Origin of the sequence: Polaribacter sargassicola (assembly GCF_021991835.1) — a bacterium.
In the GTDB taxonomy this organism is placed as follows: Bacteria; Bacteroidota; Bacteroidia; order Flavobacteriales; family Flavobacteriaceae; genus Polaribacter; species Polaribacter sargassicola.
Window position 1 is genome coordinate 90,841 of sequence record NZ_JAHDAU010000003.1, and the last position, 11,917, is coordinate 102,757.

9 protein-coding genes are annotated in these 11,917 nt (G+C 27.8%); 4 read left to right on the forward strand and 5 right to left on the reverse strand.

Going from position 1 to position 11,917, the window contains the following annotated elements; all coding sequences use genetic code 11:
* The first annotated feature begins 55 nt into the window (after positions 1-55).
* From KI686_RS06265 to KI686_RS06275, 3 genes are all read left to right on the forward strand, one after another.
* On the forward strand, positions 56-2,239 hold the full coding sequence (locus KI686_RS06265) for a S9 family peptidase (RefSeq protein ID WP_237588415.1): 2,184 nt from the start codon (positions 56-58) through the stop codon (positions 2,237-2,239).
* 21 nt (positions 2,240-2,260) lie between these two features.
* Positions 2,261-3,769, forward strand: coding sequence for a peptide MFS transporter (locus KI686_RS06270; protein WP_237588416.1), 1,509 nt, complete (start codon positions 2,261-2,263; stop codon positions 3,767-3,769).
* Between the two features lie 242 nt (positions 3,770-4,011).
* Positions 4,012-4,566, forward strand: coding sequence for a thioredoxin family protein (locus KI686_RS06275; protein ID WP_237588417.1), 555 nt, complete (start codon positions 4,012-4,014; stop codon positions 4,564-4,566).
* On the opposite strand, the gene KI686_RS06280 is transcribed toward KI686_RS06275, so the two are convergent.
* The 5 genes from KI686_RS06280 to surE form a co-directional block, all read right to left on the reverse strand.
* The gene (locus tag KI686_RS06280; protein WP_237588418.1) at positions 4,563-6,482 is read right to left on the reverse strand and encodes a ComEC/Rec2 family competence protein; all 1,920 of its coding nucleotides are present in this window, start codon (positions 6,480-6,482) and stop codon (positions 4,563-4,565) included. The genes KI686_RS06275 and KI686_RS06280 overlap by 4 nt on opposite strands.
* Before the next feature lie 122 nt (positions 6,483-6,604).
* Positions 6,605-7,150: a C40 family peptidase gene (locus KI686_RS06285; protein WP_237588419.1), complete on the reverse strand. Its 546-nt coding sequence runs from the start codon at positions 7,148-7,150 to the stop codon at positions 6,605-6,607.
* Between the two features lie 24 nt (positions 7,151-7,174).
* On the reverse strand, positions 7,175-8,293 hold the full coding sequence (gene lpxB, locus KI686_RS06290; protein WP_237588420.1) for a lipid-A-disaccharide synthase: 1,119 nt from the start codon (positions 8,291-8,293) through the stop codon (positions 7,175-7,177).
* A 3-nt stretch (positions 8,294-8,296) separates the two neighbouring features.
* Positions 8,297-8,584: a hypothetical protein gene (locus KI686_RS06295; protein WP_237588421.1), complete on the reverse strand. Its 288-nt coding sequence runs from the start codon at positions 8,582-8,584 to the stop codon at positions 8,297-8,299.
* On the reverse strand, positions 8,572-9,342 hold the full coding sequence (gene surE, locus KI686_RS06300; protein WP_237588422.1) for a 5'/3'-nucleotidase SurE: 771 nt from the start codon (positions 9,340-9,342) through the stop codon (positions 8,572-8,574). The genes KI686_RS06295 and surE overlap by 13 nt, the downstream gene beginning before the upstream one ends.
* Before the next feature lie 268 nt (positions 9,343-9,610).
* On the opposite strand from surE, the gene KI686_RS06305 reads away from it, so the two are divergent.
* Positions 9,611-11,743, forward strand: a complete 2,133-nt coding sequence (locus tag KI686_RS06305; protein WP_237588423.1) for a carboxy terminal-processing peptidase — start codon at positions 9,611-9,613, stop codon at positions 11,741-11,743.
* The last annotated feature ends 174 nt before the right edge of the window (positions 11,744-11,917 follow it).

Below are 11,917 nucleotides of genomic sequence, written 5' to 3' on the forward strand. Positions count from 1 at the left end.
TTTTTGCGGTTTTTTCCGTAAACTTGGCAAACATTTATCAAATACTACTATTAGAATGAAAAAAGGAATCCTTTTAACAGCAATATTTTTATTTGCTGGTTTTACAACAACCTCCCAAAATACCACCTTAAAATCAAAAGAGATTACACTAGAAGAAATTTGGAACGGAAGTTTCTCTGCTAAAAGAATGAATTCTTTAAATTCTATGAATGGCGATTTTTATGCTGTTTTAGATTTTAATAGAGATACAAGATCTGTAACTGTAGATAAATACAGTTACAAAACTTTAGAAAAAGTAGAAACAATAGTAAATAGTGCAGATTTAAAAGACTTGCCATCATTTTCTTCTTATAGTTTTAATAATGATGAAACAAAGTTAATTTTAGGTACTAATTTTCAAAAAATATACAGACGTTCATATAAAGGTACTTTTTACGCTTACGATATTGCGTCAAAAGAACTTACTTTAATTGGTAAAGAAATTCAAGAACCTGTTTTTTCTCCTGATAATAAAAACGTAGCATACGCAAAAGACAACAATATTTTTATTAAAAATGTTGCTTCTAATAAAATTACGCAAGTTACTAACGATGGAAAAATAAATGAAATTATTAACGGAATTACAGATTGGGTTTACGAAGAAGAATTTGGTTTTGTAAGAGCTTTTGAGTGGAACAAAACAGGAACTCATTTGGCATTTTTACGTTTTGATGAAACCAATGTACCAACTTATTCTATGGATATTGTTGGTAACGAATTATACCCAACACAACAGGTTTTTAAATACCCAAAAGCAGGAGAAAAAAATGCAGATGTTACTTTACACATGTACACATTATCTAATAACACTTCTAACAAAGTTGCCTTAAAAAACTACGAATACATTCCAAGAATAAAATGGTCTAATGATGCTGCTACTTTGGTTGCTACAACTTTAAATCGTCATCAAAATAATTTAAACTTATATAAAGTAAACGCTTTAAATGCCAATACCGAATTATTATTGAATGAAACAGACAAAGCTTATGTTGATATTACAGACAACTTAACTTTTTTAGCTGATAATAGTTTTATTTGGACTAGCGAAAAAGATGGTTATAACCACATTTATCATTATGATTTTAACGGAAAACTAATCAACCAAATTACAAAGGGTAATTGGGAAGTAACCAAATATTATGGTTTTAACGAAAAGAAAAACACCATTTATTATCAATCTGTAGAAAACGGTTCTATTAATAGAGGTGTATATTCTATCAACATAAAAGGAAAAAACAAAAAAGCTTTAAGTGTAAAAGAAGGTCAAAATACAGCTGCTTTTAGCAAAAACTTAAATTACTTTATCAACACGTATTCTTCTGCAGAAACGCCACCAATTTATTCTTTATACACAGCTAAAGGAAAAATGTTAAAAGTGATTAAAGAAAACTCAGAATTAAAGGACAAATTAGCTACTTATAAAATGAGTCCTAAAGAATTTTCTACCATTAACATCAACGGTAATGATTTAAATATGTGGACTGTAAAGCCTTTAGATTTTGATGAGAATAAGAAATATCCATTATTAATGTTTCAATATTCGGGTCCTGGTTCTCAACAAGTTGGTAATAGCTGGCACGCTAGTAATGATTATTGGCACAATATGTTAGCACAAACTGGCATTATTGTGGTTTGTATTGACGGACGTGGAACAGGATTAAAAGGTGCAGACTTTAAAAAAGTTACTCAAAAAGAATTGGGTAAATACGAAGTTGAAGATCAAATTGCTGCAGCTAAAAAATTAGCAAATCTACCTTATATAGACAATGATAATATTGGTATTTGGGGTTGGTCTTTTGGTGGTTTTATGAGTACAAATGCAATACTAAAAGGTAACGACATTTTTACAACGGCAATTGCTGTTGCACCTGTTACTTCTTGGGCTTTTTACGATTCTGTTTATACAGAACGTTACATGCAAACTCCGCAAGAAAACGCAAGTGGTTATGATGATAATTCGCCAATAAATTATGCAGAAAAACTAAAAGGAAAGTATTTAATAGTTCATGGTACTGGTGATGATAATGTACACGTACAAAACTCTTATAGAATGATAAATTCTTTAATAGAAGCCAATAAACAATTTGATATGTTTATTGTACCAGATAGAACACACGGAATTTATAAAGGAAAAAATACTCGTTTGAATTTGTACACTAAAATGACAAACTTCATTCAAGAAAACTTAAACAACAAATAAGATAAATTAAAGAATAAATATATGTTAGATAAAGGAGTTAGCACAGCTACAGAAGATCCACAAATGTTTGGACATCCAAAAGGATTGTTCTACTTATTTTTTGCAGAATTATGGGAGCGTTTTAGTTTCTACGGAATGAGAGCGTTATTAACGCTTTACATGGTACAAGAAATATTTAAAGCAATAGCAGAAAGAGATACAGCAACTGCTGTAGTTTACGCATCTTACGGTTCTTTAGTTTATGCATCTACAGTTATTGGTGGTCAAATTTCTGATAAAATATTAGGAATGAGATCTTCTATATTTTTAGGAGGTATTTTAATGGCAATTGGTCATTTTGTTTTAGCCATAGAAGATGATATGGCATTTTTTACAGCCTTAGCTTTAATTGTAGTTGGTAATGGTTTTTTTAAACCAAATATTTCAACGTTTGTTGGGGCATTATATAAAGAAGGAGATGTAAGAAAAGATTCTGGTTTTACCATTTTTTATATGGGTATTAATATTGGCGGTTTTGTTGCTCCGCTTTTATGTGGTTGGTTAGCTGCAGAATATGGTTGGCATTATGGTTTTGGTTTAGCCGGAATTGGAATGATGGCTGGGTTAATTTTCTTTTGGAGCGGAATTAAAAAGAACGTTTTTGGTGATAAAGGAATGCCACCATCTCAAGAAGTTTACGAGAAAAAAGTAGTTGGAGTTCCTCAAAAAACATTAATCCCAATTATAGCCGTTTTATTTGTTCCTGTAATTGCTTATTTACTTGCTTCATGGCAAGCAAATTACGTAGGTGTAATTTTTCAATTTATAGGTTTTGCTGTTTTAGCTTACTTAGGTTACATAACGTATAGTTTAGATTCTGTTGCAAGAAAAAAACTAATAATGGCAGTTCTTATTACATTTTTTATGACATTATTCTGGGGATTTCATGAGTTATCTGGAAGTGTAATTACATTATTTGCGTCTAGAAATGTTTCTTTAGATGGTATTATGAGTGCGAGCCAAACAAACGCATTAAACTCTATGTTTATTATTATTTTAGCAATTCCTATTTCTTTACTTTGGGGATATTTATCTAAAAAGAATATGAACCCTAGAACTCCATATAAATTTGGATTAGGATTACTTTTAGCAGGTGCTAGTTTTTATATTTTATCTATTAGCGGTGCTAGTGCAGATGAAAAAGGTATGGTTCCTTTTACTTACTTATTAGTAATGTATTTAATTATTTCTATAGGAGAGTTATTTATGTCTCCTGTAGGTTTATCTAAAATAACAGACTTATCTCCAAAAAACATTGTTGCTTTTATGATGGGAGTTTGGTTTTTATCATCAGCATTTGCTTTTCAAATAGTTGGTTTTATCTCTAAACAATTAGCTGTAGAAAGCACAGATTCTAATGTTGGTGGTTTAGAAACCTTAGGTATTTATACAGATGGTTTTCATTTAATTGCAATGTATGCTTTAGGTGCAGGTGCAATTGTTTTAGTTTTTTCTCCATTAATGAAAAAATTAATGGGTAACGTTCATTAAACAAAAACCTTAATATATTAAAAGCCTTATAAATATAATTTATAAGGCTTTTTATTTTACTACAAACAAAGTTTACTTAAATCATAAAATAAAAGGTTTTTAATATTTTTTTTATAATTTTTATTTAATAAACTTCTTAATAATTCTTATTTTGGTTGTTTTATTTTTTATTTTAACAATATTAACAACAAAACAACTTCATTTTTAATGAAAGTTAACAACTTTTTTACGTCTATATAAACATGAAAAAAACACTATTTTTTTTAAGTATTTTAGTTTACACCATTCAAACTAATGCACAAAAAATAAACTGGATGACTTTAAACGAGGCATTAGAGCTTCAAAAAGAAAATCCTAAAAATATAATAATGGATGTATACACTAATTGGTGTGGTCCTTGTAAATTATTAGATAAAAACACTTTTCAACACAAAGATGTTGCTGCTTTTATCAATAAAAACTATTACGCTGTTAAATTTAATGGAGAAGGAAATGAAATTATTTCTTACGAAGGAAATGATTATGGAAACCCTAACTACGATGAAACTAGAGCTAACAAACGCAACAGCGTTCATCAATTTGCAAACTTTATGGGAATAAATGCTTACCCAACTATTGTTTTTATAGATAATAAAGGGGGTTTAATAATGCCTTTAAGAGGATATTACGGACCAGACTCAATAGAATTGTATTTAAAATTATTTAAAGACGATCAGTACAAAAAAATTACAAACAAAGAACAATTTGACCAATTTAACGCCTCTTTTGTACCAGAGTTTAAAGTAAAAGGCGATTAATATTTTAATACATAAGCTCCATTTTTACCTGTATAATAAAATGGAATTTGTAACTCTTTACAAGTTTCTTCCCAAAAACTTACATAACTTTTATAACTAGAACCATCTGCAATAATTTGCGATGGTTTTATTGTTTTTATCAATCTTGTTAAGTTTATTTTAGGAGAAAATTGCAAAACTACAATAGGTTTCTTTTTGGTAGCAACATTATAAACACCTAAACTATCTACTAATAAAATATCTTTATTAGCGAAATTAGTATAATTTTTAAAAGATATTTTTTCAATTTTATGCACACCTTCCGAAACTTTATAAGAATTTATACTATTATCTTTTATCAACTGTAAACTATCTAAATTACATTCTAAAAAAAAGTTGTCTCCTAACCTTTTTCCTATTACAGAATGTTTATTTTTATGAAATACAATAAGTTCTTTTTTATGTTTTTTATTACTATTTTCAAACAAATAAACACCTTGCAATAAAAATATAGAAACTAAAAAATAAACAAGTTTTTTGTATGATTTTTCTTTAAAAAAAGAAATTCCGAAAACAATAGAAACATACCAGATTAACATCAGTAAAAATGAGATGGAAATTTCTTTAAATAAAAATTGTTCTTGGTGAGAAACCCAACTAATAAAACTATTCATTACAGAAATTATCAATCCATAAAAATCTGCAATTAATTGAGGTAAAATATTTAAAAGTGATAAAATAATTACTAAAAAACCACCTATTAAAATTGCACCTAAAAAAGGAATAATCACCAAATTTGAAACTAAAAATAATCCAGGAAATTGTTGAAAATAATAAATACTTAAAGGTAAAACAGCTATTTGAGCAGCTACTGAAACCGAAAACAATTCCCAAGCTTTTCTATCTAAAAAAAACCTTGGTTTATAAGCTTTATATAATTGTGGCTGAATACTAAGAATACCTAAAACGGCTAAATAACTTAACTGAAAACCAACATCAAACAAAAACAAAGGCTTAAACAACAACAAAAGAAGCATTGATGTTATAACAGAAAATACAGTTATCTTTTTCTTTTTGTAAGACATACCAATTGCTACAAACATAAACATAGTTACAGCTCTAACAACAGAAGCCGATAAACCTGCAATAAAAGCAAACATCCATAATAAAATTAAAATGATTATAACTTTTATAGTTTTACCTTGTTTAAGACGCTCTATCGGTTTAAAAAGAAAATTTAAGATTATTAATATAATACCAATATGCAAACCAGAAATAGCTAAAATATGTACTGCTCCCGCTCTTTGATAATCTCTAATCAGTTCTTTAGAAATGTCTTGCCTTTGCCCTAACAAAAGAGCATTTATAACCGATAATTCATTTTCTTTAAAATGATATTTTTTTATTGCTTCTTCTATTTTAGATCTAAACCTTGCAGATAAACCAACCAGAGTAACAGTACTTTTATTGGTTTTTAAATATTGATTTTTGTCTGTAAACAATTGATGATAAACACCTTGTTTTACTAAATATAATTTATAATTAAATTGATGCGGATTTAAAGGAGGATTTATTTCTTTTAATGATGTGTTTAGCAATAATTGATCATCAACATTAAAAAAAGTAGAAGTACTATCTTTTTTAACATTTAAAAGAACTGTTCCTCTTGTTATCTTTTTATCAACATTTATAATTTTAGCATAATATTTTCGATAAAATTCTCCTGGTTTAAGAACTTTATCAATCTTTAAAACAATAGTTGAGCTCTCTTTAAAGTGATGCTTGTAAAAAGAATCATAATTTCTATCATCATTAAAATAAATGGAAATAACTCCTATAAAAAAGAACAACATTAAAGCCAATGTTGTTCTTAAAATTTTATTCTTCAGTAATAAAATACTTATTGCAATAAGGCTTAAAAATAAGATTGTTTTCAAAAGATTGATGTTCCAAAATTGAGTAAAAAACTGAACACATATTCCAACAATTAAAAACACAACAAAGTGTAATGGTAAATAATTTAGCAACTTTTTCATAGTTAGCTAAATTTACTACTATTTTATCTAAAAACAGACATTGCTTTTACAAAAGTATTTTTCCAATAAGCACTTAATAAAGAAGATATAATAACACCTTTAGAGGTTGTGCTATTTATAAAAAGAATTTCTTCCTCTTTTTTAGAAACCACCAAACCTACATGGTTAATTTTCTTATTAGTTTTCTTTGTATCAAAGAAAAGCAAATCTCCTTTTTTTACTTCATCTAAAGAAACTTCTTTTCCTATTTTAGCCATCTCTCTAGTTACTCTAGGCATTTTATAATTCTGACTTTTAAATGCAACATACACCAAACCAGAACAATCCATACCTTTTTTTGTAGTTCCGCCATATTTATAAGGAACGTTTATAAATTTATAGGCATTTGCTAAAATACTATCTACTTTTACTAAATATTTATCTTCTTTTTGTAAAGTTTTTTCAATTTTGTTTTCTGCTGTAACAACATTTTTTTCTCTTTTTTTAACAACTTTCTTTGTAGAAGAACAAGAAGATATCATTAATGCTACAGCAATCATTAAAAATAATTTCTTTTTTCCCTTTTTCATTTTATGCAATTTTTTACTTCTATATCATTTTTGTTTTTTTAAGTTCGTAACTATTTGTTTAGCTACTTTATTAGATGCTCCTTTGCCTCCTAATTTTTTTTCTAAATCATAATATTCTAAAAACAATTTTTTCCTATGCGTTTCATCAAGTATTTTAATCAATTCTTGCTTTAAGTTTTTATAATTAAAATCATTCTGAATCAACTCTTTAACAACTTCTTTATCCATAATTAAGTTTACCAAAGAAATAAACTTTAATGTAATAATTCTTTTTGCTATTTGATAAGAAATAGTACTCCCTTTATAACAAACAACTTGCGGCACTTTAAACAAAGCTGTCTCTAAAGTTGCCGTACCAGAAGCAACTAAAGCGGCATAAGAAATGCTAAGTAAATCGTATGTTTTATTATTAATAAAGCTTACTTTTTTTGTACCAATAATTTGTTGATAAAAGCTATAATCTTGACTTGGCGCACCTGCTATAACAAATTTATAATCTGAAAAATCATCTAATAAAGACAACATTACAGACAACATTTTTGTAATTTCTTGCTTTCTACTACCTGGTAAAAGTGCTATTATTTTTTCGTTTCCTAAATTATACTCTTTTCTAAATTCTTGGTCATTAACTTGTTTTCTACCAGCAATTCCATCAATTAAAGGATGGCCAACAAAAGTTGCATCGTAATTGTATTTTTTATAAAATTCTTTTTCGAAAGGTAAAATAACAAACATATTATCTACATCTCTCTTAATGTCTTTTACCCTACTTGCTCTACTTGCCCAAACTTGCGGAGAAATGTAATAATTAGTTGTAAAACCTTGTTGTTTTGCCCATTTTGCTACTCTAAGATTAAAGCCAGAATTATCTATAAAAATAATTGTATCTGGTTTAAATTTAGAAATATCTTGTTTACAAAATTTAATAAAACCTAAAACTTTAGAAAGATTTTTTAAAACCTCAAAAAAACCCATAAAAGCTCTTTCTTTATAATGGCTTACCAAAACTCCTCCTACACTTTGCATTAAATCTCCTCCCCAAAAACGAATATCTGCATTTGCATCTTCTTTATATAAAGCTTTCATTAAGTTAGAACCATGCAAATCACCAGAAGCTTCACCTGCAATAATGTAATATTTCATAAATTAGAAAAATTTTAAAATTAAAGTGGTTAATGCTATTAAAATTGTAGCAAACAAAACCCCTTTTGCCCTGTTATCTTGTTTTTTTTTGATGTAAATAAAAAACACAAATAAATTAGGAATTGCGGCTAAAGACAATAATTTACCATACAATTTGCCTTCTTTTACAAAATCTAATGTTTCATAAAAACCGTATCTAGAAAAATATTCTAAATACAAGAAAATTCCGCCAAAAGTTGCTACAAACGAAACTAAAAATCCTATTAAAATTTCTTTTTTTATAGTTCCCAAGAATTCAATTTTTGAATCATGTGATGTGCTGTCATATCAAACTGAACAGGTACAACGGAAACGTATCCACTTTCTAAAGCATACACATCTGTATCTTGTCCTTTATCCTTATTTACAAATTCTCCAGAAAGCCAATAATACTCTTTACCCATTGGGTTTTTTCGTTTATCAAAATCTTCTTTCCAATAACCATTTGCTTGTCTACAGATTTTAACACCTTTTATTTCTTCCTTTTTTAACTTAGGAATATTTACATTTAATACAACTCCGTCTGGTATTCCGTTTAACAATGCATTTAATGTAATATTTTTTACATATTCTTCTGATGCTTTAAAATTTGCATGCCATTTAAAATCTAATAAAGAAAATCCTATTGCAGGAATCCCTTCTATACCAGCTTCTATTGCAGCACTCATTGTACCAGAATATATTACATTAATAGATGAATTAGAACCATGGTTAATACCAGAAACACATAAATCTGGTTTTCTATTTAAAATCTCATTAACAGCTAATTTTACGCAATCTGCAGGAGTACCAGAACAAGTATATTCTAATTGAGGTCCGTCATCAATAGTTATCGGGTTACATGTTAGCATATTATCTACAGTAATAGCATGTCCCATACCACTTTGTGGACTATCTGGTGCTACAACTATAACTTCACCTATTTTATTCATTATCCTAATTAACGCTCTTAAACCAGGAGCCGTTATCCCATCATCATTTGTAACTAAAATTAAAGGTTTGTCTTGCATTTTCTATATTTTAATACAAATATAATTGATTTTATGTGATAATCTTTTTAACACTTTATAAAGAACTTTCTTTGTGTATTTTATGTAATATTGTAGTTCTCTTACCTACTTTTTTATATTAAATTTAAAAAAATATCTATAAAAATCCATTATCTGTGTTAAAAATAACATAAGGTAATACTTAGAAAAAAGTTTGGCATTATTTTAGTAAATTAGCAGGATACTAAGAGAAATTATAGGAAATTAAACAAATTACGACAGAAGATTTATGAAGACGAAATATCAAATAACAACATTCTTAATAGCATTAACTTTACTTTTTAATAGCTTACAACTTAAAGCAACTAATACTATAATAGAACCAGATTCTGATAAAGATAAATTAATTATATATATACTTAGAAACATTCTTACAAGAAGTCATTATGTAGTAAAAGATATTAATGATGATTTTTCTGAATATGTATACAATGAGTTTATTAATGGATTAGACCCAAATAAGAGATATTTTACCCAAGATGATCTTAAAGAGTTTTCTAAATATAAATACAAAATAGACGACCAGTTACTAAATGAGGATATTTCTTTTTACAATCTTGTTTATAGCAGATTTCAGTCTAAAATTAAAAATGCAAAATCTTACTATGGCGGTTTATTAGCACAATCTTTTAATTTTAGAAAAAATGAAAATATTGATGTAGATTATGAAAAAATGCCTTTTGCTAAAAATGAAAACGAACTGATTGACTATTGGCGTAAACAATTAAAATTAAGCACTCTAGCAAGAATTCAAAGTAAAACAGAAAAACAAAATGCAGCGCTAGAAAAAGATCCTAAAACTAAAGTTAAAAGTTTTAAAGAACTAGAAAAAGAATCTCGTTTAGAAGTTCTTAAAAGCATGGATGAATTGTACTACAGAATAGAAGAATTAGAAAATGATGATTGGTTTTCTACGTTTTTAAATAGTGTTGTAGGTGCTTTTGACCCTCATTCAACTTACATGCCAGCTAACATAAAAGAGCGTTTTGACCAAGATATGTCTGGAAAACTAGAAGGAATTGGAGCTAGATTAGTGCAAAAAGGAGTATTTACTCATGTTTACGAATTAGTTTCTGGAGGACCTGCATGGAAACAAGGAGAATTAGAGCCTGAAGATATTATATTAGAAGTTGCTCAAGGCAATGAAGAGCCTTTAGATATTGTAGGTATGCGTTTAGATGATGCAATTAAATTTATTAAAGGAAAAAAAGGAACAGAAGTTAGATTAACTGTTAAGAAAAAACTTGACGGTTCTACCAAAGTAATTTCTATTATTAGAGATGTTGTAGAACTAGAAGAAACTTTTGTAAAATCGAGTATTGTAGAAAAAGATGGTAAAAAGTTTGGTGTTATAGATTTACCTAAATTCTATATTAGTTTTGATGATGAAAACTATAGAGATTCTGCCAAAGATATGGAACAAGAAATTGAAAGATTAAAAGGTGAAGGTGTTACCGGTTTAATAATAGATTTAAGAAATAATGGTGGAGGATCTTTAAAAACTGCAATAGAAATTTCTGGTTTATTTATTGATAAAGGACCAATTGTACAAGTAAAATATAGAGATCAAGATCCTATTATTAAAGAAGATGTAGACCCTAAAGTTCAATGGGATGGTTCTGTAGTTCTTCTAGTGAATGAATTTTCTGCTTCTGCATCAGAAATTTTTGCTGCTGCAATGCAAGATTACGGAAGAGCTGTTGTAATGGGAGGAAATCAAACTTACGGAAAAGGTACCGTACAAAGTGTACTACCAATTAATCAGTTTACTAAATTTGATGAGGATTTAGGAGCTATAAAAATGACTATTCAAAAATTTTATAGAATAAACGGAGGAACTACGCAAATAGAAGGTGTTTATTCTGATATTGCTATGCCTAACAAATATAGTTATATGAAGTTTGGTGAAAGAGATTTAGAGGGAGCTTTGCCTTGGGATAAAGTTAAAAGAGCAAACTACAATCAAACAAATTCATACCAAAATTTTGCAGATGTAATATCTAACAGCAAAAAAAGAATTGCAGAGAATAAAAAATTCAATTTAATTAACGAATACGCTAAGTGGTTAAAAGAAAACCAAGATGATACAGTTTTCTCTTTAAACTATAAATCTTTTGCAGAAGAAAAAAGTAATCAAGAAAAAGAAGTAGAAAAATTTGATACCGTTTTTGATTATACATCAAACTTAACTTTTACATCACCTACGTACGAACTTCCATCGCTTAAAGAAGATCCTGTTTTAGCTGACAAACGTGTTGCATGGCATAAAAGTTTATCTCAAGACATATATATTTCGGAAGCATTAAATGTTTTAAGTGAATTAAAAATGAATAACACATACAATGCAATTGTAAAACATTAATAGTTTACTTTTAAATAACATAATAGTAAAAAGCCTGATAATAAAGTTATCAGGCTTTTTAATTATTTAAACAGTTGTATAAACAATTAAAGAAACCTCTATCATCATAAAAAAAGGGGAACAAACTAGAAGTCTATTTTTTTTATAACAACTCCTTAAAAAAACTGCCCTAGA

Coding starts and splice junctions, on each gene's coding strand:
- KI686_RS06265 (WP_237588415.1), top strand. CDS start 56: ATGAAAAAAGGAATCCTTTTAACAGCAATATTTTTATTTGCTGGTTTT.
- KI686_RS06270 (WP_237588416.1), top strand. CDS start 2,261: ATGTTAGATAAAGGAGTTAGCACAGCTACAGAAGATCCACAAATGTTT.
- KI686_RS06275 (WP_237588417.1), top strand. CDS start 4,012: ATGAAAAAAACACTATTTTTTTTAAGTATTTTAGTTTACACCATTCAA.
- KI686_RS06285 (WP_237588419.1), bottom strand. CDS start 7,150: ATGAAAAAGGGAAAAAAGAAATTATTTTTAATGATTGCTGTAGCATTA.
- lpxB (WP_237588420.1), bottom strand. CDS start 8,293: ATGAAATATTACATTATTGCAGGTGAAGCTTCTGGTGATTTGCATGGT.
- surE (WP_237588422.1), bottom strand. CDS start 9,342: ATGCAAGACAAACCTTTAATTTTAGTTACAAATGATGATGGGATAACG.
- KI686_RS06305 (WP_237588423.1), top strand. CDS start 9,611: ATGAAGACGAAATATCAAATAACAACATTCTTAATAGCATTAACTTTA.